Below are 25,222 nucleotides of genomic sequence, written 5' to 3' on the forward strand. Positions count from 1 at the left end.
GAAATTGAAAAGCGGAGACCGGATTCCATATCCAGTCTCCGCTTTTCTACCGCTTCAATCGTGCGTGTTACGCCTTGCCTTATGCCGACGCCGTTCCGCTCGTCGCGGCAATCGCCCATTGCGGCGCATCCTGCAACGCAACGGGGCGCAGGAAGCGCTCGATGGCCGCATAACCGACCGAGGTGGTTTGCGGCTGCGTCGAAGCGGGCCACGGGCCGCCATGCTGCTGCGCATCGCACACGGCAACGCCCGTCGGCACGCCGCCGAACAGCACGCGACCTGCGATACGTTGCGCAGCGACTGCGAGCGCACGATTTTCCGGCGTATCGGCTTGCGCGCCCCACAGCGTGACCGTGAGCGAACCTTCGACCGCGGCGAGCACGTCGAGCGTCTGCGCTTCGTCACGCACCTTCACGATCAGCGCGGCCGGACCGAACATCTCTTCGTGCAGCGCTACGTTGGCGATGAACGTCTGCGCGTCGGTTTCGAACAGACGCGGCGCGGGCGCTGCGGATTGCTCGTCGTCTGCCGGTGCAGCGAGACGCACGCGCACGCCCGCCTGGCTCGCGATATGCGCAGCGGCGCTTTCGAAGCCGCGGCGCATGGCGGACGTGAGCATGGCATGCGGCTTTTGCGCGGACAACGCTTGCGCCAGCGCCTGTGCGAAGCGCTCGCCGTCGGCGTCGTCGCGCACGACGATCAACCCGGGGCTCGTGCAGAACTGGCCGCAGCCCATCGTGATCGAAGCGGCGAGGGTGGCGGCGGGCGTATCGACGCCTTCCGCAAGGGCTTGCGGCAGCACGACGAGCGGATTGATCGAGCCGAGTTCCCCATAAAACGGAATCGGCCGGCGACGCGCATTGGCCGCGCGCCACAGGGCCACGCCGCCCTGATACGAACCCGTGAACGCCACCGCCGCGACATCGGCGTGACCGACGAGATGCACGGCCGCTTCGCGCGACGCCTGATCGACGAACGCAATCACGCCTTCGGGCAGGCCTTGTTCGCGCAGCACACGCGCGGCGAGCGCATGCACGCGGCGCGACAGTTCGGGATGGCCCGAGTGCGGCTTGACGATCACCGTGCAACCCGCGGCGAGCGCCGAGGCCGTATCGCCGCCGAGCACCGAGAACGCAAACGGGAAATTGCTCGCCGAGAACATGGCCACCGGCCCGAGCGGCAGTTGCACGCGCGTGAGGTGCGGGCGGCCTGCTGGCGGCGCGCCGGGAACGGCCGCGTCGTCGACGTGGCGATTGGCGATGCCTGCTTCCACGCGCTCGGCAAAGCCGCGCAGTTGAAACGCGGTGCGCGCGAGTTCGCCATTCAAACGCGCGGCGCCAAGCGACGTTTCTTCGTCCGCAATGGCGACGAGCTGCGCGGCGTCGCGTTCGAGCGCGTCGGCGAGGCCGCGCAGCAGGGCGCTGCGCACGACACGCGAAGCCGCGCCGTAAAGGGCCTGTGCTTCACGCGCGAGCGCGGCGGCTTCGTCGATACGCGCGAAAGACGCGTTGTTTTCTGTCTGCATTACGAATTCACTCCAGATTAAAAAAGACCGCGCTCGGCGAGATTGGTATAAAGGGCGCGCACGCCGAACGTCCACGGTTCGATTTCGGTGCAAAGGCGCACGGTGTTGACGATGGCGCCAAGCGGCGGCGCGCTGATCGTGACCCGGTCGCCAAGGTGATGCGTGAAGCCGCCGCCGGGCGCGTCGCGGTCCTTGATCGGCGAGAACATCGTGCCGAGGAACAGCATGAAACCGTCCGGATACTGATGGTGGCGGCCCCATGCCTGCGAAACGAGGTCGAGCGGATCGCGGCTGATTTCCTGCATGTGGCTCACGCCTTCGAGCAGGAAGTTGTCGTCGGCGCCTTCCACGCGAAGCGAGACGCTGGTGGTACGAACCGTGTCGAGCGTGAAACCTTCATCGAACAGACGAATGAACGGTCCGATCGCGCACGAGCCGTTGTTGTCCTTGCATTTGCCGAGCAGCAGGGCCGAGCGGCCTTCGATGTCGCGCAGATTGACGTCGTTGCCGAGCGTCGCCCCGACCACCTCGCCGCGGCTGTTGACCGCGAGCACGACCTCGGGCTCGGGGTTATTCCACGCCGAGGCGGGATGCAGGCCGATATCGGCGCCGAAGCCCACGGAGGACATCGGCTGGGACTTCGAGAACACCTCGGCGTCCGGCCCAATACCGACTTCCATGTATTGCGACCACGCACCACGGCGCTGAAGTTCTTCCTTCAGCTTGATCGCGGCCTCGGACCCGGGCTTGATTTTCGAAAGATCGGCGCCGATCAGCTTCGTGATTTCGGTGCGCACGTCCTGGGCTTTGGCGGGATCGCCACCGGCCTGTTCTTCGATCACGCGTTCCAGAAGACTCACGGCGAACGTCACGCCACACGCCTTGATGGCCTGCAGATCACAGGGCGCGAGCAGCCAGGGGCGATCTGCGGGGCGATCGCCCGCGAAGCTGTGTTCGAGCAGGGCCTCGGCCGTGCCCAGCGGCTCGCCTGGCGTATGCCGCACGACATCGAGCAGATCGTCGTATTCGAACAGGTCGGCCGTGGTGGGGGCCACCTGCGAAATATCGAAGACCATGCCGCCGCGCACCACGACGACGCACGGCCCGTCACCCTCCGGCGTGGGCCGCCAGACACGGCCGACGAGCAGCGCGCTATCGAGATCGTGCGGGAGATAAGCGGATGTTGAGGACATGGCGGGCGTTCCGGATTGAGCGTGGCGACACGCATCGTAGGGCGGATGCGCGTGCGCGTCCAAAGGAACGCCTCTTTGTCCAACTGGCTGGACGATAGGGCGCCCCGGTCGAATCGACCGGGCGGCGGCCCGTAATGCGGGTTAGAACAGGTGCTTGATGCCGGCCGACACCGCAACCTGGTTCGAGGTTGTCGAGGGCGAGAGATAGCCGATGTCCGCGACTGCCTGGCGGCCCCACGAATCGACCCCGCTCGCATGCTGGTAGGCGGCCGTCACATACAGCTCGGTGGCTTTCGAGAGCGAGTAGCCGGTGCCCAGATTCCACTGCTCGTAGCGCGCGCCGCCCGTACCGTTCAGGTTGCCGCCGTTCGTGTAATCGAACGAGGTGCCGACGCGCAGGAAGGGCGTGACCTGGTAGCGCACGCTCGCGCCCACCGTATTGAACGAGGCCGTGCCATGGTAGTTCTGCGTGTTCAGCGCGGCAGTGGCGCCGAGATCGCGGTATTGCGTGTTCGACCAGGCGAGGCCCAGGATGGCGGAGCCGATCGTCCAGGTCGAGGCCACGGCGACCGTCTGTTGCGTGCGGGCGGACGCGAATCCCGAGATGGACGGGTTCGATGCCGGCGTCGTGGCGGACCCGGCGGAGCCGAGATTGTTGCCGGTGGCACTCGCATTCGCATTGGTGCCATAGAGCGAAGTGTTCGGATTGCGCGCGTTGATGATCGATGCCGCGACGGCAACGCTCGGCCCGGTATAGCTGAAGCCCGCGGACCAATACTGATTCTGCGTGAAGTTGCCGGCTACTCCGCCTAGGCTGTACAGCGCGCCGAACCGGAATCCTCCAAAGGAGTCCGAACTGTACTTGATCGCGTTGTTGATGCGATGCGTGAAATTCAGATTGTCATAGTCGGCCGGATGGATCGCGAGGTTGCCGAAGTACCAGGCATAGAGCAGCGGCGACACATAATCCACCGCGACGTCCGACTGACGCCCGAGCGATGCGGTACCGTAGTTGGGCGCGGTGACCCCGATCCAGGCCTGACGGCCGAACAGGGTGCCGCCCTGGCCGAGCGTGCCATTGCTGACGCTGAAGCCGCTTTCGAGCACGAACAGCGTCTTCACGCTGCCGCCCAGATCTTCGATGCCTTTCAGGCCCCAGCGGCTCGAACTCGGGCCCGAGGTGCCGCTGTCGAACTGGGCGACCTGCCCGCCGCCTGTGGGCTTGCCACCGGCAGGCGTTGCCGCCGTCTGAACGTTGTTCGTGTACGTCACGTTGCCCGTGACGATCCCGTAGAGCGTCACGCTGCTTTGGGCATAGGCGGCGACGGGCGACAGTGCGATGGTAGTGAGCGCGAGAAGTGTTTTTTTCATGTTTGTGGGCTTGTCAAGCCGTGGTCGAGGCTAAGGCATCGGAAACATCGAAAGAGTTAATGCGGGAAGTAGTCGGGCAGGCGATAGCCCCGGTAGGTCGGGTTGCGCAGGATTGCCGCGCGGAATTCATCTGAACGATAGGCCGCGACGATATCGGCCGTTTCCTGCGAATTACGGTTCGCCGATTTGACGACCACTTGATTCACGTAAGGTGAGCGCATTTGCTCGAGTGCCAGTGCTTCGGTCAGACGGTGCCCGCTGGAAATGGCGAAGTTGCCCTGGATGGCTGCGAAATCGACGTCTTCGAGCGCACGCGGCGCCTGTGCGGTTTCGAGCGGGACGATGCGAATGCCGGCGGGATTGGCGACCACGTCACGCTCCGAAACATCCACGGGATTGGGATTCTCGCGAATGCGGATCCAGCCAATCTCTTGAAGAATCTTGAGCGCGCGTTCGAGGTTGACGGGGTCGTTTGGCACAGCGATCGTTGCGCCGGCCTTCACCTCGGAGAGCGAATGGTGGCGGGTCGAGTAGAGGCCCATGGGGGGCGTCGGCACTTGCACGACGCTGACAAGGTCGGTGCCGTTCCGGTCGTTGTATGCCTTCAGATAGACGCTGTGCTGCATCACGTCGGCGGCGATTTCGCCGTGCCACACAGCCTGGTTCGCTTCAAGCCCAGTGCTGAAGTTCACGTACTGGATGGTGTAACCCTTGCGCTTGAGTTGTGGCTCGACGCCTTCCCGGAATTCGTCGGCATACGGTCCGGGAACAAAGCCGACTCGCAACACGTGCGCGGCAGTTTCGGCGGCGTGGGCAGCCGGCGATGGCAGCGCAAACAGCGTGATAGTGGAGAGTAACGTTTGGATAACTAATCGATGTCGCATGATGTGTGACTTGATGGTTTGGAAAGGCCGATTATGGTTGGGCCCTTTGCGGACGGCCAATATTTAATCGAGATTTACATATCGGCCACGCGCAGGGATTACGAGGCGCCGCGGTTATCTTTAGCGGGAATTAGAAGCGCAGGATTCGATGGTTTTCACGCTGCCGCGCGGCTTATAACATTGGCTTCTTTCTATCTATTGCCGAGGCAGCCACGCATGAACGCACGCCGCAACTTCATTCGAATCTCAGCCGGAGCCGCTGCGCTCGCCGCGTTGCCAGTGCTCGGCGCGCTTCCCGCGCGCGCGGCCAGCGCATCGCGTACGTTGCGCGTAGGCAATCAGAAAGGTTATCTGAGTCTGCTGAAAGGACGCGGAACGCTGGAGAAACGGCTTGCTCCCCTCGGCGTCGCGGTCACATGGACAGAGTTCGATGCAGGCCCGGTGCAACTCGAAGCCCTGAACGTAGGCTCGATCGACTTCGGCGACGTGGGCGAGGCGCCGCCCATCTTCGCGCAGGCGGCCGGTGCGCCGCTCGCTTATGTCGCGGCCACGGTGCCGCGGCCGCAGGCGGAAGCGGTGCTCGTGCCGCACGCCTCGGCCATTCGCAGCGTGACTGATCTCAAGGGCAAGACCATCGCGCTCAATCGCGGCAGCAACGTCCATTATTTCCTCGTCAAGCTGCTGCAGGCGCACAACATTCAGTATGGCGACGTGAAAGTCGTGTTCCTGGCGCCCGCGGACGCGCGCGCGGCGTTCGAGCGCGGCGCCATCGATGCGTGGGTAATCTGGGATCCGTTTCTCGCCGCCGCGCAGAAGACCCTCGATGCGCGCATTCTCGCCGATGCGAGCGGCGTGGTCGGCAACCGCGCCTACTATTTTTCGTCGCTCAGCTACGCAAAACAGAACCCGGATGTCATCAAGATCCTCATCGACGAATTGAGCCAGATCGATCAGTGGGGGCAGGCCAACCGGGCCGCGCTCGCCACGCAGCTTGCGCAAGTATGGGGCTTGCCGAACGACGTGGTCAGCGAGGCGATCGGGCGCGCGCAGTTCGGCACGGGGCCGATCACGAAAGCCATCCTCGCCGAGCAGCAGCAGATCGCCAATACCTTCTTCGACCTCAAGCTGATTCCGAAGCGCGTGAACGTGCTCGAAGCGGCAGCGCCAGGCATCGTTTAGCGTGACGATTTTTCATCAGCCCCGGCCGCTCCCGCGCGCCGGGGCTTTCTCACAGCTCACAAGCCCAGCGCGCGGCGCGCCGCCATGGTACGCAACAAGCTGTTGGACGGCGCGTGAATGCGCGCGCACTGCACGTTGCGGTGATGGCGCTCGAGCGGATTGTGCCGCGCGATCCCATGATTGCCCGCGAGTTCGAGCGCCATATCCACGGCCTGAATCGCATTGTCCACCACGTTATGTTTGACGACGGCGGACAACTCTGCGGGCGCCGTACCTGCGTCGATCGCGTCGGCATGGGTGCGCAGCAGCCAGTCGTTGCTCGCCAGCAGCATCTCGATGCGTCCCATGCTTTCCTGCACGATGGGAACGGTGGCGAGCGCCGCCCCGCCTAGCGCGGCAGGCTTGCGCCCGGTGAGGAAAGCAAGCAGCCAGTCGCGCGCGGCACGCGCCGCGCCGTCGTAGACCGTTCCGACCAGACTGAAGTACCACGCCGTGGCGTGCGGATCGCGCTGCACGCCGAGATGGGCCGGTCTCAAGCCGACGACATCGTCGACGGCAATCGCCACGTCCGTGAACACCACGTCGTGGCTTGCGCTCGCCCGCATGCCGAGCGGGTCCCAGGTCTCTACGATGCGCACGCCCGCCGCCTCGCGGGGGACGAGAAAATGGCCTAGACGCGGCTCGGGTTCGTCGGTGCGTGCAAGCACGTTGATCCACGTGAGCAGGGGTGCGCCCGTGACATAGAGTTTGTGTCCCGTGATGCGCCACGAGGCGCCTTCGCGGCGCGCGAGCGTGTCTGGCAGGCCGCCGTGCGAGGGCGAACCGAGCGCGGGCTCGACCTGGGCCGCGTTGACGAGCGCGCGGCCTTCCACGCTCGCCCGCGTGAGGCGCTGCGCGAGCGCTGCGGGCCAGTTTCCCGTTTGCTCGCGCGCGTCGTGCACGATCATGGCGTGCTGGCTGTAGTGCATCGAGAGAATGAGCGCGACCGATGGATCGCCATAGGCGATTTCGGCGACGATCGCACGCGCCACCGCGAGCCCCGCGCCGAAGCCACCGTCGCTGCGGGCAATATTCGCGCGCAGCAGGCCCGCTTCGCGCAATGCGCGGAACTGCTCGAGCGGCGCAGTGGCATTGCGGTCATGCTCGTCGGCCAGGGCGGCAAACGCGCGGCCGAGCAGCGCCGCGCGCTCGATCAGCGCGGCGGCCTGGTCCTCGTCGCGCGCGAGCGCGGCGTCCGGAGTGAATGCGTTCACGGTGCTCTCCCTGGGCAATTAGCGTTCGCCGCCCGGCGCACGCAGGTCTTGCGTGGTGCCATGGCGCACGAGGCGTCCGAAGAACGGGTGACCGGGGTCGTTGAACCCCGGTGTCGAGGGATGGCCGCTTGCCACGAGCGAATCGACAAATGCTTCGTCATCCTCATCGAGACGATACTGTAGCGCGGGCAGATAGTCGCGCCATTGCGCTTCGGTGCGCGGTCCAGCGATCGCCGAAGTGATATAGCGGCTATTGAGCACCCAGGCCAGCGCGAATTGCGCGGCGGTGAGGCTGCGCTCCTTTGCATGCGCCTCTACGCGGCGCGCAAGCTCGATCGTTTCGGCGCGCCATTCGGTCTCGCTCAGGCGGCGGTCTTGCCGTCCCGCGCGCGTGTCGGCTCCGGGCTGGGCACCGGGCTCGTACTTGCCGGTCAGCACGCCACGCGCGAGCGGGCTGTATGAGATCACGCCAAGTCCATAGTGCCAGGCGGCGCTCAACTGCTCCGCCTCGACCTGGCGATTGGCCAGGTTGTAGAGCGGCTGGCTCGCAACGGGCCGCGGCACGCCCAGCAGATCGGCCACGCGGCTGAACTCGGCAATGCGCCAGGCGCGATGATTCGACAGCCCGTAGTGTCTCAGTTTGCCTGCCACGATCAGATCGCCCAGCGCACGCACGGTTTCCTCGACTGGTGTGTGGTGGTCCTCGCGATGCAGATACACGAGGTCCAGATAATCGGTATCGAGCCGCCCGAGACTCGCTTCGACCGCGCGGATCACGTGCTTGCGCGACGCGCCGGCCGCGTTGATCTCGCGCGGGTTGCCAACGGGGTTGCCGAACTTCGTGGCGAGCACCCAGCGGTCGCGTTGTCGCGCGATATGCCGGCCCACCACGCGCTCCGACTCGCCCTGGTGGTAGACGTCGGCGGTATCGATCGAATTCACGCCTTGCTCCTGCGCGGCTTCGATGATGCGTTCGGCCGTGGCGTCGTCGGTTGGTCCGCCGAACATCATCGTGCCGAGCGTCAGCGTGGATATTTTCAGGCCGCTATGGCCCAGTTGCCGGTAGTCCATGGATTTTCCTTGAGTCATTCAAACAGTGCGACGTGAGCGCGCTCACCGCGACAGCCAGACATCGGCGAAACTCGCGGCCGTGCCGTCGGGTGAAATGGCGTGGTCGTGCACACGCTTCGAGGCGAGCGTCACCCACTGCGGCGACACGAGATTCAGGTCCGGCAGATCGTGCTCCAGAATGCGCTGGATCTGCACGAACTGCTGCTTGCGCTTCGTTTCATCGCTTTCCCGCGCAGCCTGCGCAAGCAGGCCGTCGACTTGCGGGTTGCTGTAGTGCGAGCCGTTGGTGAAGGGCACGCCGCGGCGAAAGTTGTCGGTCGTGTACAAACGCGCCACGCCCACCACCGGATCGAACAGATTGCTCATGCCATTCACGGTGAAATCGAATTGCCGGTCGGTATAGACGCGCTTCAAATACGCCGCGAGATCCTGATTGCGGATCGCCACAGCGATCCCCACGCGGGCGAGCGCCGACTTGATGTATTCGCCCGTGCGGGCGGGCAGGTCGCCGATGGGCAGCGGGTCGAGCGTGAGCGCAAAGCGTGTGCCGTCCGCCTTGCGCGGATAACCGGCCTCGTCGAGCAGACGGTTGGCGCGCGCGATGTCGAACGGGTAGGGCGCGGGTGCCGCGTCATAGTAGGGGTTCGACGGCATCAGCGGGCTCGCGGTGGGCGTCGCGTAGCCGTAGTAGATGACCCTGCGGATCACTTCGCGATCGATCGCCGAGGCAATCGCCTGACGCACCTTCAAGGACTTGAGCACCGGATTGTCGAGATTGAACTCGATGCGCGCCACGCCCGCCTGAAACTCGTAGCCGCGTGTCTCGATGCCGAGCTTCGGATTCGCCTTGAGGCGGTCGAGGTCGGCGAGCGGCACGGGCGTATCGCCGCCGAGATCGACCGAGCCGTCCTCGAACGCCACCGCGCGCGCGGCGGGGTCGGCGATGATCTTCACGATGATGCGGTCCAGATACGGCTTGCCGGCGGTCCAGTAGTCGTCATTGCGCGCATATTCGATGTAGCTGCCGCGCACCCACTTGACGAAGCGAAACGGTCCGGTGCCGATCGGCGCGTTGTTGGCCGGATTCGCGAGCACGTCCTTGCCTTCGTAGAGGTGCTTCGGCAGGATCGGCGTTTCCGAAGCCGAGAACGCGCGTATCAGCCATGGCGTGGGCTCGCTGAGCGTCAGCACGACCGTATAGGGGTCCGGCGTGGCGATCGCGGTGACGTTCGCGAAGGTGGTGCGCGCTCGCGGATGCACGCGGCGCAGCGTTTCGATCGACCATGCAACGTCGGCCGAGGTAAACGGCGCGCCGTCGTGCCATTTCACGCCGTGCCGCAGATGAAACACATAGCGGCGGCCGCCGTCCTCGATCTCCCATGAGGTGGCGAGCAGCGGCTTGGGCTTCAGATCGAAGTCGTAGTCGAGCAAGCCTTCAATCACTTTCGGGCTGACCTTGAGGACATTCACTGCCGTCGTTGCGACATCCACGAGCGCGGTAGGCTCCGGCGTCACCACGAAATTGAGCGTGCCGCCGCGCGTTTGCGCGTGCGCGGCAACGTGAGCGGCCACGCTCGCCATGACGAGGAGCATGAGAACGACACGGCGTGGCGCCGTGCGCAGGAGGTGAGCGATCATCGGTTCGGCAACAGACGATAGGAGGAAATGGACGCTGGCAGGCAGCGCCGCTTTGGTTAGCCTGCGAGCACGCCGGCGCGCTCCGCGCGGCGGGCCAGCGCCGCCTCGAGCGGCGCCGGATCGACCCATTGCGCGAAGTCGAAATCGTCCGCGATAAAGCCCTGCTCAAAGAGAAAGCGCTTGAAGTGCGCGAGCGCGTCGAGCGCTGCGGCATCGAGTCCGATCGCGAGTTGCCGGTGCAGGCCCGCGCCATACGCGCGTGTCACCCAGTGCTCGGCGCTGCGCACTTCGCGGGCGACATAGCGCGTGACTTCGCCGGGATGCGCGCCAGCCCACGCGGCCGCGTCGAGCGTGCGAACCAGCACGCGTTCGACGAGATCGGGGCGTTCGCGCAGCAGTTGCGCATCGACCGTGAGCGGGCGCGGCGTACCGTTGTTGGCGTGCGCCCGCCGATCGGGATGCGCGCTGATGTCGACCAGCACGCGCGCGCCGAGCACGTTGGCGATATCGAGGCCCGTCGCACCCTTGACGAACACTACGTCGGCCTCGCCGCGCAGCAGCGCCGCCGCCTCGCGGGAGAACTCGTGAGCGCGCTGCGCATCGAGCCATTCGCCGAGCGGTGCCGAGTCGTCCGGTTTTGCGTGGGCGAGGCCACGGGGTGCATGCGGCAGATCCACGAGTTCGACCTCGGCTGACGAGACGCCGATGGCTTCGAGCAGCGTATGAAAGCCACGCAAAGCCGTGGCACGATGGAAATCGACGACGCCAGCGGCGGCATTGATCGGTAATCCGAAGCGACGCCCCGCGAGCGAAGCGCGCGTGGGCGTGAGGTGCGAATCGAGCGTGATGAGCGCCTGAAACTCATCGACCCAGCTCAAACCGATGAGCCGCGTATCGCTGCCTTGCGCCCGCGCCCATAGCGCCGGTATGTTGCCGCCCTGGCGAAACGACCACGGCTGCGTATGCGTGAAGTGCGAGCGGCGAATGGCCGGGTCGTCGGCGTCCTGCAATGCCTTCACTTCGATGCCGTCGGCAGCGAATTCTTCCTGCAGCAATCCTTGCTGGGCGGCAATGCCGAATGGCGTCGGCGCAGGGCAACGGGTGTACCAGAGCAGCGTCATCAAGATTCCTCGGTGGCGAACAAGGCGCATTGCGCACGATCTGTGCGCGGGCGGCATGGAACAATCGATTATCGGCAGGCGCTTGCGGCGAGGTCAAAGAACGAATCGTGAAATAGGTTCGTGCGCGGAAGTGATTTACTTTGGCCGCAACCCCGTGCTGCCCGATTGCGCGAACCGCCGGCCAACGCAGAGATGCGAATAACAAAATGCGAATTCCGTGGTTAGTCGCGGGCAATGCGCTCCCTATACTTTTCCTTTTGGCAAGACGCCCCGTGGCCGCCCGGGAATCAAACAATTCGCGGGCCTGACAAAAAGGAAAACTCAATGTCCGCTCTTCCTACTCAACTTCCGGTGCGCGCTCGCGCGGCCAGTCTGTCGTTGCAGGACGCGCTCGCCGACTTGCCTGCGCTCGCGAATGAAATCGGCAAAGAGGCGGCTGCGCGCGAAGGGCGTCGCGAATTGCCTTTCGAGGGCTTCGACGCATTCCGGCGCTCGGGGCTGGGACGCCTCCGGCTGCCCGTCGAATGGGGCGGCCTGGGTGGCTCGCTCGTGGACGAATTCGACGTGATCGCCACGCTGGCCGCGGCCGACAGCAATCTCGCCCACGCGCTGCGGATTCACTACGACCAGACCGAAGCGCTGCTGCTGTCGGCTCGCACGCCGTTCAACGATCTGCAGATCCAGCGCGTGGTCGACGGCGCGATTTTCGGCGGCGCCTCGACCGAACTGGGGACGGCGCGTCCGGGCGAATACACCACGGCGCTCCGGCGCGACGGCGAGCATTACCGGCTCGACGGCCGCAAATACTATTCGACCGGCACGGCCTTTTCCGACTACGCGCGCCTGAGCGTGCTGAACGACGAGGGGCAACCGGTGGTGGCGATCGTGCCGGTGCGGCGCGAAGGACTCACGGTGCTCGACGACTGGGACGGCATGGGGCAGCGCATGACGGCGAGCGGCAGTCTCGTGTTCGAGAACCTGCTGGTGCGTGCGGACGAAATCACCGAACGCGGCTTGGCCACGCTCGCCGGCCGTCATGGCGGCGCGCTGCGGCAACTCCACCTGGTGGCGGTGGCCGCCGGCATCGTTCGCAACGTGGTCGCGGATGCGAAGCGCTACGTGGTGGAGCATGGGCGCCCCGTACTGCACAGCACGGCGCCCTCCGCACGCGAGGATGCCTTCATTCAGCAGGTCGTCGGCACGCTCTCCGCGCACAGCCATGCGATCGACGCGCTGGTGCGCGAGAACGCCCGCACGCTCGATCGATCGGCGCAGGCGATCCGCGCGGGTGCGCCGGACGCGGATCAGCTCGTGCTGGAAGGCGCGCTCGCGACGGCGCGCACGCAACTCGTGGTGAGCAAGCTGGCGCTCGAAGCCGCCGAGCGCCTGTTCGAAGCCGGGGGAGCTTCGGCCACTTCGCGCGCGCACAATTTCGACCGGCACTGGCGCAACCTGCGCACGATCTTCAGTCACAACCCGCTGCTGCACAAAGCGCGCGTCGTGGGCGACTATGCCCTGAACGGCGTGACGACCCATCTCACCGAAGGCCGCGTTTTTTGAAACCCACGATCGAGGGAGTGTCCAAAGAATGAGCCGAATTTCGTCGCGCCGCCTGCATCTGAACGTCAATATCCTGCATTCGGGCTTCGTGCCATCGGCGTGGCGTCTCGCCGATGCCGATCCCCGCGCATTCGTGGACGTAGCGCACTATGTGCGGGTCGCGCAACTCGCTGAACGCGCGAAATTCGATGCGGTCTTTCTTGCCGACAACGCGGCGATCATCGACCAGATCGACTTCCGTCCGATCACGGCGCTCGAGCCCACGGTACTGCTCGCCAGCATTGCGGCGGCGACCACGCTCATCGGCGTGATTGGCACGGCTTCCACGAGCTACAACGAGCCGTACAACATCGCGCGTCGCTTCGCCACGCTCGATCATGTCAGCCGTGGCCGTGCGGGCTGGAACGTCGTGACGACGGCCGATTTGCCGTCGGCGCGCAATTTCGGCCACGCTACGGTGCCCGATCACGCACAGCGCTATGCGCGGGCCGCGGAGTTCACGGAACTCGTCAAGGCCCTCTGGGACAGCTGGGACGACGACGCCTTTATCGGCGACAAGGCGAGCGGCCGTTTCATCGACGTGACGAAGGTGCGGCCCGTTGCGCACGAAGGGCGCTTTTTCAGGGTGCAGGGGCCGCTTAATCTTCCGCGTACGCCGCAAGGTCATCCTGTGCTCGTGCAGGCCGGTGGGTCGGGGGATGGCCGCGATCTCGCGGCGCGTCATGCCGAGGCCGTATTCTCCGCTTCGCAGTCGTTCGAGGAATCGGTGGCGTACCGGCGCGACCTCAATGCGCGCGCCGCAGCATACGGGCGCCCGCAGGGTGTGAAGGTGCTCGCGGGCCTCACGACGATCATCGGCGCGACCGAGGCCGAGGCGCTGCGGCGGCGCGACGAACTCGTCGAGCAGATTCCGTGGCGCTACAGTCTCACGCGCCTGGCCGGCACGCTGGGCCTGTCGCCCGATCAGCTCGACCTCGATGCGCGCCTGCCGGAGGACCTCGCGCTACCCAACGGCGGCAACGGCAATCACACGTTCTTTCAGGCCACGATCGCCGAGGCGCGGCGTGGCGGCCATACGGTGCGCGAGTTGATCCGCGCGCTCGCGGGCGGCGGCGGTCATCGCGTGATCGTCGGCACACCTGAGCAGATCGCCAACGATATCGAGCACTGGTTCAAGGGCGAGGCCGCCGACGGCTTCAACCTCATGCCGGACGCGCTGCCGGACGGGCTGGAGGCGTTCGTTGAAGGCGTAGTGCCGATCCTGCAACGGCGTGGGCTCTTTCGAACCGAATACGAAGGCAATACCTTGCGCTCGCATCTGGGGCTCGAGCGGCCTGCCGTGGGCGTGGCGGCGATTGGCGAGGAGCTTCAGCGCGTCTGACGTGGGGCTCGCCGGCGCGCTTCGGGCGCCGCGAGTATGCCGCTCAGCGGCGCAGGCCGGCCTCGCGCAGCAAAGGCAGCACGCGTTCGCCAAAAAAGTCGAGGTCGGGCTGAAAATCGTAAAAGCTCAGTTGCACGCCGTCGACGCCTGCTGCGTGAAGCTCGATGATCTTGTCGGCCACCTCTTCAGGCGAGCCCACGATCGCGATGTTGCCGCCCACCGCGCGTGAGGCGGCCTTCGCACGATCTTCGAAACCGCCGCGCCAGGCATGTGCGTCGCTGTCGAAACGGTGAAAACTTCCCTCGTCGGCATGTGCGACGATGGCATCGTGATAGGCGCGTGCCTCGGCGGACGTCTCGCGGCAGATCACCATCGGGTTGATGAGCGTGCGCACCTCGCGCCCATACGCGCGCGCCGCGGCCTTCACGCGCGCGGTGTGCGCGGGCAGCGCTTCCAGCGCGCGATCGATCTGCGGTCCCGCCGGGCTCGTGATGAACACCACGTCGGAGTAGCGCGCGGAGAAGTCGATCCCCGCGTCGGAGCCCGTCGCGTTGATGAGCAGCGGGCGCCCATAGCGCGGCTTGGGCGTGACGTACGCGCCTTGCAGGCGCCAGCTCGAAATTTCAGGCTCGAAACTGAAGTTGTCCGGTTGCGCCCACAACTGCTGCACGGCGTCGAGAAATTCGGCCGCCATCTCATAGCGCCGGTCGTGCTCGATGCGGTTCCAGCCAAACATTTCGTGTTCGACGGCGCGGTGCCCCGTCACCACGTTGACGCCCCAGCGTCCGCGCGAGATGTGGTCGAGTGTAGCCGTGAACTTCGCGAAATGCAGCGGGTGCCACGGCCCGTAGAGCACATGGGTCGTGGCGGCCAGGATGATGCGTTCGGTGCGCGCGGTCAGCGCCGCCAGCGTCATGAACGAGTCGAGCGCATGGCCGTCGAACACGCCGCCATAGCCGCCTTTCGGCAGCCATTGCGACAGGGCGAAAACGAGATCGAATCCGAGCGCTTCGCACTTCTGCACGAGCGCGGCGTTGTAGTCGAACGACCAGTCCGTACCGCGCGGCAGCGTCGATGCGCTCCAGCCGCCAGCCTGGACCGGCAGGAACAGCCCCAGCATGAGCGGCTGCGCGAATGCACGCGCCACGGGACTATCGGAGAAGGCGGCGGGGGAGGCTACAGGCACGAAGGGCGTCGACGCCACGGAGGAAGTGCGCGGCTCGGCCACGGGAATTTCGCTCAAGACAGACACCTTGGAGGTCGTTGCGGCGCGGGGCGCCGTGCTAGTCGATTGGTCGATCCATTGATTAAACACGTGCCGCTCGCGAATAACAAAGAAGCTTTTCTGCTTTCCAATTGCGTTGTCGCGCTGCTGCTTCGGCGCGGCGGGTCATATGGATAGCAGCATCGCTTGGTTAGCGCGCGAAGAGGCCGTTGCTACGATTGCAGCACTGTCGCCACGGCGCGAATTTCCCGGCTCGCGCAGATCGCAACGTTTAGCCTCTCGTAGCTTCACTGATATCGGAACGCATCAGCATGTCACGTTTGACCCGTCGTGAGTTTCTCATTGCAAGCGGCGCGGCCGCCGCCGCCGCGGGGTTGCCCGTGCTTGCGCGCGCCCAGGACGCCATCGCGCGCAAGCGCGGTGGCACGTTGAACGTGCTGATCAATCCCGAGCCGCCCGTGCTGGTATCGATCTTCCAGACCACGGGACCGGCGCTCGCCGCAAGCTCGAAGGTGCTGGAAGGACTCCTTGCTTATGACTTCGACCTGAAGCCACAACCGCAACTGGCCACCGCCTGGAGCGTGAGCCCCGACGGTCTGCGCTACACCTTCAGGCTGCGTCAGAACGTGCGCTGGCACGATGGCCAGCCGTTCACTTCCGCGGACGTGGCGTTTTCGGTCGATTTGCTCAAAGCGATACATCCGCGCGGACGCAGTACCTTTGCTAACGTGACGCAAGTGCAGACGCCCGACGCGAGCACGGCCATCATCGAATTGTCGAAGCCCGCGCCGTTTCTGCTCAAGGCGCTCTCGGCGGGCGAGTCGCCGATCGTGCCGAAGCATCTGTACGCCACGGGTGACCCGCTCACGAACCCGCACAACAACGCGCCGATTGGCACCGGGCCGTTCCGCTTCAAGTCGTGGACGCGCGGCGCGAGCATTGTCTACGAGCGCAATCCCGACTACTGGGACGCTGGCAAGCCGTATGTCGATGCGCTCGTCTACAAGGTCATTCCCGATCCGGCCGCGCGCTCGGCGGCGTTCGAAACCGGCGCGCTCGATCTGGGCGGCGAGAACCCCGTGCCGCTGACCGACTTGCCGCGCCTCACGCAATTACCGCAGCTCGTGACGGAAACGCGTGGCTACCGCTTCCTCGAGCCTTTGGCCGAGATCGATTTCAATCTCGATCATCCGGTGTTGAAGGACCCACGCGTGCGCCAGGCCATCGCGCACGCCATCAATGCGCAGGTCGTGCAGAAGACCGTGGCCTACGGTTATGCGGACGTCTCGCCCACGCCCATCACGCCCGCCTCGCCGTATCACGATGCGCAGATCACGCCCTATGCGTTCGATCCGCATGCGGCCGAGGCGCTGCTCGACGCCGCGGGCAAGCCGCGCGGCGCGGATGGCGTGCGCTTCAAGCTGACGCACGATTACCTGCCGTATGGCGACATGTACCAGCGCCAGGCCGGCTACGTGAAATCGGCGCTCGCGCGCGTGGGGATCGACGTCACGGTGCGCTCGCAGGATCTGCCGTCTTTTCTCAAGCGTGTCTACGCCGACCGCCAGTTCGATTTCACGAGCATCGGCGTCAACACGCTGTTCGATCCGGCCGTGGGCGTGCAGCGCCTGTACTGGTCGAAGAATATCCGCCCCGGCGTGCCGTTCTCGAATGCGCCGCATTACAGCAGCGCGGAAGCGGACCGTCTGCTCGAAGCGGCGTCGGTCGAAATCGACGAAAGCCGCCGCGTGAGCCTCTACAAGCAGTTCCAGCAAACCGTTTACCGCGATCTGCCGATCCTCAATCTCGTCGCGCCGCGCATGGTCACGCTCGCCAACCGGCGCGTGCACGATCACACGGTGAGCGCGCAGGGCCTGGAAGGCAACTTCGCCGATGTGTGGCTGAGTGCCTGAGCGCGTGCCAAACGCGCATCGCACCCTCGACGGAGCCCAACGATGAGCCGAAGCGCCCGCTGGCAAACGATCCTGCGCCGCACCGCCTGGCAGGCGGTGCCTACGGTGCTGGGCATCGCGATCCTCAACTTCTTCCTGCTCAAGCTGATGCCGGGCGACGCCGCCGACGTGATCGCCGGCGAAGCCGGCTCCGCGACGACGGAAACGATGACGATGCTGCGCGCGAAGTTCGGGCTCGACCAGCCCTTGCTGGTGCAGATCGGGACGTACCTGAAGCATCTCGCGCATTTCAGCCTTGGCTACTCGCCGCGTTACGACATGCCCGTGATGCAGCTCATTCTTTCGCGCTTGCCCAACACTTTGCTGCTGATGGGCGTGGCGCTGTCGCTCGCGCTCGTCGTCGGCGTGGCGCTCGGCGCCGTGATGGCGCACTGGGCCGGCAAGTGGCCCGACCGCGTGCTGTCGGTGTTCGCGCTGCTGTTCTATTCGACGCCTGGATTCTGGATCGGCCTGCTCGCCATCATTCTGTTCGCGGTCCGGCTAGGGTGGCTGCCGAGCGGCGGCAACATCACGATCGGGGCGGACCTGCACGGCTTCGCCTACGTCGCCGATGTCGCGAGGCACGTGTTGCTGCCCGCGGCGACGCTCGCCACCTTCTTCGTCGCGATCTACGCGCGCATTACGCGTGCTGCGATGATCGAAGTCCAGCGCCAGGACTTCGTGCGCACGGCGCACGCGAAAGGTCTGCATCCGTGGCGCGTGACCTTGCGGCACGTGCTGCGTAACGCGCTGATGCCGCTCACCACACTCGTGGGTCTGCATTTCGGCACGCTGCTTGGCGGCGCGGCGGTAACGGAGACGGTATTCAGCTGGCCGGGGCTGGGCCGCCTTGCACTCGACGCGATGCTGGCGCGCGACTTCAGCGTGCTGCTAGGCGTGCTGCTGCTGTCGTCGCTGCTCGTGATCGTCGCGAACGTCGTGGTCGATCTGCTGCAAGCATGGCTCGATCCGCGCATAGGCTAACGGAGGAACCGCAATGAGTTTCGAATCGCCGGATCTGCCGGTTGACGCACGACGTGCGGCCGCGCGCCAGGGTTCGCCGTGGCGGCGACAGTTGGCGTTCGCGCTGCTTGGCCGCCGCGGCGCCGAGCGCGACAGCGCGCCCGCGCGCCGTGCCGGGCACGCTTTCTGGCGCGCGTTGCTGCGCAACCCTTCGGCCTGCGCTGGCCTTGTGCTGCTCGGGGCATTCGTCGTGCTCGCCGTGCTCGCGCCGCGGCTCTACCCGGGCGATCCGCTCGACATGGTGGGCGGCCCGTTCGAATGGCCGGGCAGCGACCCGCAATTCTGGCTGGGCACCGATTCGCTCGGGCGCGACGTCGCAGCCGGCATCGCGCATGGCGCGCGCGTTTCGCTGCTGATCGGCGCGGCCTCGGCAGGCATCGGACTCGTGATCGGCACGCTCGTTGGCGCCACCGGCGGCTATTTCGGAGGCCTGATCGACGACGCGCTGGTGCGTCTCACCGAGCTGTTCCAGACCGTGCCGTCCTTTCTGCTGGTGATCGTGCTCGTAGCGATCGGGCGGCCCAACGTGGTGGTGATCGCGCTCGCCATTGGCGTTGCCTCGTGGCCCACGGTCGCGCGGATCGTGCGCGCGGAATTCCGCACGCTGCGGCGCTCTGACTTCGTGCTTGCGGCGCGCAGCCAGGGGTTCAGCAACACGCGCATCATCTTCGGCGAAATCCTGCCCAACGCGCTGCCGCCCGTGATCGTCACAGCCTCCGTGATGGTGGCGAGCGCGATCCTGATCGAATCGTCGCTGTCGTTCCTCGGCATGGGCGACCCCAATGTGATGAGCTGGGGGGCGATGATCGGCGCCGGTCGCGATTCGCTGCGCACGGCGTGGTATCTCACGGCGATTCCCGGCGCGGCCATCGTCCTCGCGGTGCTCGCCCTCAATCTGCTCGGCGACGGCCTGACCGAAGCCCTCAATCCGCGGCAGCGGCAACGACCGTAAAGGTGCCACGTGAGCCAACTGCTGGAAGTACGCGATTTGCGCGTGAGTTTTGGGGCGCACGATGCGGTGCGCGGCGTGAGCTTCGACATCGCGGCGGGAGAGATACTCGCGTTGGTGGGCGAGTCGGGCAGCGGCAAGTCCGCCACGGCGCTTTCGCTCATGCAGCTCGTTCCCGAGCCAGGACGCGTCACGGGTAGCGTGCGCTTCGAAGGACGCGAGCTGCTGGGGTTGCCGCGCGGGGCGGTGCGCGATCTGCGCGGCAAACAGATCTCGATGATCTTTCAGGAGCCGATGACCTCGCTGAACCCCGTGCTCAGCGTGGGCGCGCAGATCGTGGAGACGCTGCGTCAGCACGAGGCGCTGTCGCGCCGGGCCGCTCGCGCGCGTGCCGTCGAGCTGCTCGATCTCGTGCGCATTGCCGAGCCGCAGCGCCGCTTCGACGACTATCCGCACGAGCTATCGGGCGGCCAGCGGCAGCGCGTGATGATTGCGATGGCCGTGGCGTGCCGCCCGCGTCTGCTGATCGCCGACGAACCCACGACCGCACTCGACGTGACGATCCAGGCGCGCATCCTCGAACTGCTCGACGCGCTGCGCCGGGAGCTGTCGATGTCGCTCCTGCTGATCACGCACGACCTGGGCGTCGTGGCCGATCATGCGGACCGCGTGGCGGTAATGCTGGCCGGGCGCAAGGTAGAAGAAGCGCCGACGGCGGATCTCTTCGCGCGCCCGCGCCACGCCTACACGCGAGGGCTCCTCGGCGCTTCGCTCAATCTCGCCGACGATCTGCACTACCGCTCGTGGACCTTGCCGGAAATCCGCCACACGGCACCGGCCGGTCGCGTGGATCGCACCGACGAGGAGGCGGGCTTCGTGGTGGTGCCGCGCAAGGTGCCCGAGTGTACGGCATCGGGCCTTCAGACGACGGACGCCGCGCCGCTGCTCGCCGTGCGCGACCTGCGCGTGGCGTACCCGCAGCGCCATGGCGCGCCGGCACTTCACGCCGTCGACGGTGTCTCGTTCGAGATTGGCCGGGGCGAGTCGGTCGGGCTCGTGGGCGAGTCGGGCTGCGGCAAGTCCACGCTTTCGCGTGCGATCATGCGCCTCGTGCCGGTTGCGGGCGGATCGATCGCGCTTGACGGCACGGAACTCGTCCCGCTCCGCGAGCGCGCGTTGCGGCCGTTACGGCGCAAGGTGCAGATGGTCTTTCAGGATCCCTATGCGTCGCTGAACCCGCGTCGCACCGTGGGCGACATTCTCGAAACCGTGCTGGCTGTGAATGGGGTTGGCGAAGCGGCGGCACGCCGCGTGCGTGTGCGCTCGGTGCTCGAACGTGTGGGTCTTCCCGCGGCCGCGCTCGCGCGCTTTCCACACGAATTTTCGGGCGGACAGCGTCAGCGCATCGGTATTGCGCGCGCGCTCGTGCTCGAACCCGCATTGCTGATCTGCGACGAGCCGGTGTCGGCGCTGGATGTCTCGATCCAGGCGCAAATCCTCAATCTGCTCGTCGAACTCAAGCGCGAGCTGGGGCTTTCCATGCTCTTCATTTCGCACGATCTTTCGGTCGTGCGCTACATCGCCGACCGTGTGCACGTGATGGAACAGGGCAAGATCGTCGAGAGCGGCGACCATCAGGACATCTGGCGCGCACCGTGCCATCCGTATACGCGTGCGCTGCTCGCTGCGATTCCAGGGCGCGAGCTGGAGGCCGAAGCGGCCTGAAGCGCGGGGTAGTGGGGCAGCGATCAGCTGCGATTCCGGTTTGGGTGCTTCAATGTGTATTGCACCGCCTTTGCCGGTTGACCGAGGCGATTCACGATGCCGTGCTCCGATCCACTACCGATGCTGGCCCCTATGACGAACCGTACCGAAATCAAGGCCCTCGTATTCGACGTCTTCGGCACCGTCGTGGACTGGCGACGCGGCGTCGCGAGGGAAGCCGCCGCTTTTCTGCAACGCCACGCGCCTCATCTCGACGCTTTCGAGTTCGCCGACGCTTGGCGCCGCGAGTATTCGCCTGCCATGGAGGAAATCCGCAGCGGCCGCCGGCCCTACGTGCGCCTCGACGTGCTGCATCGCGAGAATCTCGTGAAGGTGCTGGCGCGCAGCGGTATTGCCGCAGCGACGGACGCCGAGATCGACGAACTCAACCTGGCCTGGCATCGCCTCGATCCATGGCCCGATTCGGTCGAGGCGCTGAATCGTCTGAAACGCCGCTTCATCATCGCTCCCTTGTCGAACGGCAACATCCGGCTCATGGTGGACATTGCGAGGCGCGCCGGCCTGCCATGGGATGCCATTCTCGGCGCCGAAGTGGTGCGCGCTTACAAGCCGTCGCCGCAGGTGTACACGGAAACGGCGGACATTCTGGGTCTCGCGCCCGCCGAAGTATGCCTCGTCGCGGCGCATAACGGCGACCTGGCCGCGGCGCGCCGGCTTGGCCTTTCGACCGCCTTTGTCGTGCGGCGGACCGAGCACGGTCCCGATCAGAAAACAGACCTGAAAGCGGAGCAGGCCTGGGATTTCGTGGTGAACGATTTAAACGAGCTTGCGAGTCAGCTCGATGCCTCGATAGATTGAGGTTTTAAAGGGCATTGTCAAAGCACACGGGCAGGCGGACACCGAGGCGTCTGCCTGCCCGTACTCAGATCGCCGCTGGCGCGGCGTTCACGTTGCGAGCGATCGTCGCGTTAGAAGCGATGGCGGATACCCACGGTCGCCACGGCTTGCGAGTTCGAATCCGAAGCGGAAACACCCATGATGTCCGCGTGAATCTTGCCCTCGCCATCCACGACACGCTGATACGCGGCTTCGGCGTACAGGTCGGTGCGCTTCGACAGCGCGTAGTCGCCTTGCAGCGTGAACTGATGGAACTTCGGATTCACACCGTCCAGGCTCGCGTTCGTGTACGTATAAGCGCCAGACACCGTGATTGCGGGCGTGAACGCATAGCGGCCATTGAGTTCAAAGTTGCTGAAGCGCGCGCTGTTGCCGGCGAACGACGTCGTCGCACCCGCGTTCGAAGAGTTGATGGCCGTGAGGTTGCTCAGCTGCGTTTGCGTGAACACGAAGCCCACGTTGGCTGCGCCGAAAGCGTAGTTCAGGCCGGCGCCATACGTGCGCTGACGCGATGCGGTGAAGGTGGCGTCGTCGCTGACCGCGCCGCTGCTATTGATCGTCGAACCCGAGTTGTTCAGCTGAAGATAGCCCGCACCCGCCTTGAGGCCGCCGAACGAGTATGTGGCGCCGACGCTGTATGCGCGGTTGTTCGCGAAGCCGCCCGCGGCGTTCGAGAAGCCGTACAGCGCATTGAACTTGAGGCCGCCGTAGTTCACGCTCTGGTACTTGAGCGAATTGCTCACGCGGAACGAGTTGTTGAGGTTGTCGTTGTCGTACGGGTGCGCGGCGAGCGTGCCGCCGTACTGCGTGCCGTTCAGCGACAGTCCGCCCAGGTTGTCGACCACGCTGTCGTACTGACGACCCAGCGTGACCGCGCCGGCCTGCTCGCTCGAAAGGCCGATAAACGCCTGGCGGCCGAACATGCGGCTGCCTTGCTTCGCCGCGCCCGTCGAAATGCTGAAGCCGCTCTCGAGCACGAAAATCGTCTTGAGGCCGCCGCCCAGGTCTTCGCTACCGCGCAGGCCCCAACGGCTGCCGTTGAGCGCGCCGCTCGACTGTTGCACGTTCGAGCTGCCCGACTGGTTGCTCGTGTACAGGACGCCCGCGTCGATCAAACCGTAAAGCGTGACCGAGCTTTGTGCGTGTGCGGCGCTCGCGAAAGAGGCTGCGGCGACTGCGAGGGCGGAAAGGGTGTACTTTTTCATCGTAACTCCATTGCTTTGTTATTCACTCGAAAGCGAGCGAGCGCGGAGCATAACGCGATATCCGGAATGATTTTCAGGAGTTGTGGCATGCATGCCACGATTATTGGCTAACATTTCCTTACCTGTTCCAGACTATTACATCGGCAGCCTGGTAGATCGAAATATGCGGTAAACAAGGAGCTTTATGCATGCCCATACGCTGATCCAAACGCGCTATTTATCGCATTTTTATCGTAATTACTGGAAAGATTTTGCGATCCATATTCCTGATTATTACCGTGAATGAATAACGCGAAGAAATACGCGTTGTTCCACGTTTCAAATCGACCGCACCGTTCGTTATCGTGGTTCCCGGCGACATGGTGCGACGGAACTGCGCGGGAGCGGCTGAGGTAAAATACGGCCTTGATTCTTCATCCATGCATTCGGGCGCGAGCGCCCCCGCGTTCCCATGACTGACACCATCGTCGCGCTGCTCGCCCAGGCGAAGCAGCATTTCACCGCCGGCCGCATCGACGCCGCGGAGCACGACCTGCAATCGATCCTGCAAGCGCATCCTGATCACGCGGGCGCACTGGAAGCGATGTCATTTGTCTACGCAACGCGCGAGGATTACGCGGGCGCCGCCGAATTCGCCTGGCGCGCGGCACAACCGGCCGCAACGCCTCAGGAGCAGTTGCAGCAGGCCGCACGCATTTGCCAGCTCGCGCAGCGTCACACCCAGGCCGTCGCGCTCTACGAACGCCAGCTGGCGCTCGCGCCCGATCACGTCGAAGCGCTGCATGGCGCGGCCATGTCGCTCATCCAGCTGGAGGAGGCCGAGGCCGCACTCGCGTATCTCGGGCGTCTGGCGCGCCGGTATCCGCGTTCGGCGGAAGTGCACTACAACCGCGGCACGCTGCTCGGCGAGCTGGGCCGGTACGACGAGGAACTCGACGCGTATCGGCGGGCAATCGAACTCAAGCCGAATTTCGTCGCCGCCTACGTGAACCTGGGCGTCGCGTTGCGCGACCTGCATCGCTTCGACGACGCGCTGCGCCAGTTCAAGAAGGCCTTGTCGATCGACACGAACGACGCCGGTGCGCGCACCAATCGCGCACAGACCAATCTACTGCTCGGCGAATTCGAGCACGGCTGGCGCGAATACGAATGGCGCTGGCGCGACGGTACGATGACGCACGATTTCCCCGACGCGACGCAGTGGAAGGGCCAGCCGCTCGCGGGCAAGACCGTGCTCGTGCACGCGGAACAGGGTCTCGGCGACACACTGCAGTTCGTCCGCTTCGTCGACCGCCTGCAGGCGAAGGACGCGAACGTGATCGTGCGCGTGCAGGACGTGCTGCTGCCGTTGCTGCAGAACGTAGCGGGTGCCTCGAGCGTCATCGGCGACTCGTCGCAATTGCCTGCTTTCGACTACCACGTGCCGATGTTGAGCCTGCCGCACGCACTCGCGCTGCGCGAAGCGGATTTCGCGACTTCGGGCGCGTATGTCAATGCGGACGCCGACGCTGCCGCGCGCGCGTCGTGGTCCGATGTGATCGGCGCCGAGGAAGATGGCGACCGGCGGCTGCGTGTGGGGCTGGTCTGGTCGGGCAGCACGACGCACGTGAACGATCGCAATCGCTCGATGCCGCTTGCGGAACTCCTGCCGCTGTTCGACGCCGATGTGCGCTTCGTGTCGCTGCAAAAGGAGCTGCGCGAGCGCGACCGCGCGTGCATGGACGAACTCGTGCAGCGCGGCCGGCTGATCGACGCCGGCACGCGCCTGACGACGTTTTCGGCAACGGCTGCGCTCGTCGCGCAACTCGATCTCGTGATCGCCGTCGATACGGCGGTCGCGCATCTGGCGGGCGCGCTCGGCAAGCCCGTGTGGATTGCGCTGCCGTTCACACCGGACTGGCGCTGGCAACTGAATCGCGACGACAGTCCGTGGTACGCCAACGCGCGTCTGTTCCGCCAAACGCGCCGCGGCGAGTGGGCCGACGTGGCGAGCGCATTGCGCACGGCGCTCGATGCGCGGATCGCCGCGCGTTAGACAACCGACGAACGATCGCAACAGAACGGCTGCCG

General features: G+C 65.5%; 19 protein-coding genes. 9 read left to right on the top strand and 10 right to left on the bottom strand.

Translation table 11 applies throughout. The features are described from left to right. Positions 1-79: 79 nt before the first annotated feature. From AB3X98_RS24285 to AB3X98_RS24300, 4 genes are all read right to left on the bottom strand, one after another. Positions 80-1,525, bottom strand: a complete 1,446-nt coding sequence (locus AB3X98_RS24285; protein ID WP_368605811.1) for an aldehyde dehydrogenase (NADP(+)) — start codon at positions 1,523-1,525, stop codon at positions 80-82. 17 nt (positions 1,526-1,542) lie between these two features. Further along, a complete protein-coding gene (locus tag AB3X98_RS24290; RefSeq protein WP_368605810.1) occupies positions 1,543-2,718 on the bottom strand; it encodes a fumarylacetoacetate hydrolase family protein in 1,176 nt (391 codons plus the stop codon). A 141-nt stretch (positions 2,719-2,859) separates the two neighbouring features. After that, positions 2,860-4,089 (bottom strand): porin, encoded by a 1,230-nt coding sequence (locus tag AB3X98_RS24295; RefSeq protein WP_368605809.1) that lies wholly within the window; start codon positions 4,087-4,089, stop codon positions 2,860-2,862. Positions 4,090-4,145: 56 nt separating this feature from the next. Beyond that, on the bottom strand, positions 4,146-4,973 hold the full coding sequence (locus AB3X98_RS24300; RefSeq protein ID WP_368605843.1) for a MetQ/NlpA family ABC transporter substrate-binding protein: 828 nt from the start codon (positions 4,971-4,973) through the stop codon (positions 4,146-4,148). Positions 4,974-5,189: 216 nt separating this feature from the next. Here AB3X98_RS24300 and AB3X98_RS24305 point away from each other — a divergent pair, with 216 nt between their 5' ends. Further along, positions 5,190-6,152, top strand: a complete 963-nt coding sequence (locus AB3X98_RS24305; RefSeq protein ID WP_368605808.1) for a sulfonate ABC transporter substrate-binding protein — start codon at positions 5,190-5,192, stop codon at positions 6,150-6,152. A 56-nt stretch (positions 6,153-6,208) separates the two neighbouring features. Here AB3X98_RS24305 and AB3X98_RS24310 read toward each other — a convergent pair whose 3' ends face one another. Genes AB3X98_RS24310 through AB3X98_RS24325 form a run of 4 tightly spaced genes read right to left on the bottom strand, consistent with a single transcriptional unit; the run spans position 6,209 to position 11,235 of the window. Then, positions 6,209-7,405 carry an acyl-CoA dehydrogenase family protein gene (locus AB3X98_RS24310; protein WP_368605807.1) on the bottom strand — a complete coding sequence of 399 codons (1,197 nt, stop codon included), beginning with the start codon at positions 7,403-7,405 and terminating at the stop codon, positions 6,209-6,211. An 18-nt stretch (positions 7,406-7,423) separates the two neighbouring features. After that, positions 7,424-8,476, bottom strand: a complete 1,053-nt coding sequence (locus AB3X98_RS24315) for an aldo/keto reductase (RefSeq protein ID WP_368605806.1) — start codon at positions 8,474-8,476, stop codon at positions 7,424-7,426. A gap of 42 nt (positions 8,477-8,518) precedes the next feature. Further along, positions 8,519-10,114, bottom strand: coding sequence for an ABC transporter substrate-binding protein (locus AB3X98_RS24320; protein ID WP_368605805.1), 1,596 nt, complete (start codon positions 10,112-10,114; stop codon positions 8,519-8,521). Positions 10,115-10,170: 56 nt separating this feature from the next. Further along, entirely contained in the window at positions 10,171-11,235 is a 1,065-nt protein-coding gene (locus AB3X98_RS24325; RefSeq protein ID WP_069268016.1) for an ABC transporter substrate-binding protein, read from the bottom strand. Between the two features lie 324 nt (positions 11,236-11,559). Here AB3X98_RS24325 and AB3X98_RS24330 point away from each other — a divergent pair, with 324 nt between their 5' ends. Then, positions 11,560-12,795 (top strand): acyl-CoA dehydrogenase family protein, encoded by a 1,236-nt coding sequence (locus tag AB3X98_RS24330; protein WP_368605804.1) that lies wholly within the window; start codon positions 11,560-11,562, stop codon positions 12,793-12,795. Between the two features lie 28 nt (positions 12,796-12,823). Beyond that, positions 12,824-14,176, top strand: a complete 1,353-nt coding sequence (locus AB3X98_RS24335; protein WP_368605803.1) for an LLM class flavin-dependent oxidoreductase — start codon at positions 12,824-12,826, stop codon at positions 14,174-14,176. A gap of 43 nt (positions 14,177-14,219) precedes the next feature. Here AB3X98_RS24335 and AB3X98_RS24340 read toward each other — a convergent pair whose 3' ends face one another. Beyond that, entirely contained in the window at positions 14,220-15,410 is a 1,191-nt protein-coding gene (locus AB3X98_RS24340; RefSeq protein WP_368605842.1) for an LLM class flavin-dependent oxidoreductase, read from the bottom strand. A 302-nt stretch (positions 15,411-15,712) separates the two neighbouring features. On the opposite strand from AB3X98_RS24340, the gene AB3X98_RS24345 reads away from it, so the two are divergent. The 5 genes from AB3X98_RS24345 (at position 15,713) to AB3X98_RS24365 (ending at position 21,908) form a co-directional block, all read left to right on the top strand. Further along, a complete protein-coding gene (locus tag AB3X98_RS24345; protein WP_069268020.1) occupies positions 15,713-17,314 on the top strand; it encodes an ABC transporter substrate-binding protein in 1,602 nt (533 codons plus the stop codon). A 42-nt stretch (positions 17,315-17,356) separates the two neighbouring features. Beyond that, positions 17,357-18,337, top strand: a complete 981-nt coding sequence (locus tag AB3X98_RS24350; protein WP_368605802.1) for an ABC transporter permease — start codon at positions 17,357-17,359, stop codon at positions 18,335-18,337. A gap of 13 nt (positions 18,338-18,350) precedes the next feature. Next, entirely contained in the window at positions 18,351-19,328 is a 978-nt protein-coding gene (locus AB3X98_RS24355) for an ABC transporter permease (protein WP_342946158.1), read from the top strand. A gap of 9 nt (positions 19,329-19,337) precedes the next feature. Beyond that, a complete protein-coding gene (locus AB3X98_RS24360; RefSeq protein WP_368605801.1) occupies positions 19,338-21,050 on the top strand; it encodes an ABC transporter ATP-binding protein in 1,713 nt (570 codons plus the stop codon). 132 nt (positions 21,051-21,182) lie between these two features. Then, positions 21,183-21,908 carry a haloacid dehalogenase type II gene (locus AB3X98_RS24365; protein ID WP_368605800.1) on the top strand — a complete coding sequence of 242 codons (726 nt, stop codon included), beginning with the start codon at positions 21,183-21,185 and terminating at the stop codon, positions 21,906-21,908. Positions 21,909-22,018: 110 nt separating this feature from the next. Here the strand turns inward: AB3X98_RS24365 and AB3X98_RS24370 are convergent, their stop codons facing one another. Continuing rightward, positions 22,019-23,152: a porin gene (locus tag AB3X98_RS24370; protein ID WP_368605799.1), complete on the bottom strand. Its 1,134-nt coding sequence runs from the start codon at positions 23,150-23,152 to the stop codon at positions 22,019-22,021. A 451-nt stretch (positions 23,153-23,603) separates the two neighbouring features. Between AB3X98_RS24370 and AB3X98_RS24375 the strand changes: the two genes are divergently transcribed. Next, positions 23,604-25,187, top strand: a complete 1,584-nt coding sequence (locus AB3X98_RS24375) for a tetratricopeptide repeat protein (protein ID WP_368605798.1) — start codon at positions 23,604-23,606, stop codon at positions 25,185-25,187. Positions 25,188-25,222: the final 35 nt, after the last annotated feature.

Source organism: Paraburkholderia sp. BR14312, from assembly GCF_040948675.1.
Taxonomy (GTDB): Bacteria; Pseudomonadota; Gammaproteobacteria; order Burkholderiales; family Burkholderiaceae; genus Paraburkholderia; species Paraburkholderia nodosa_A.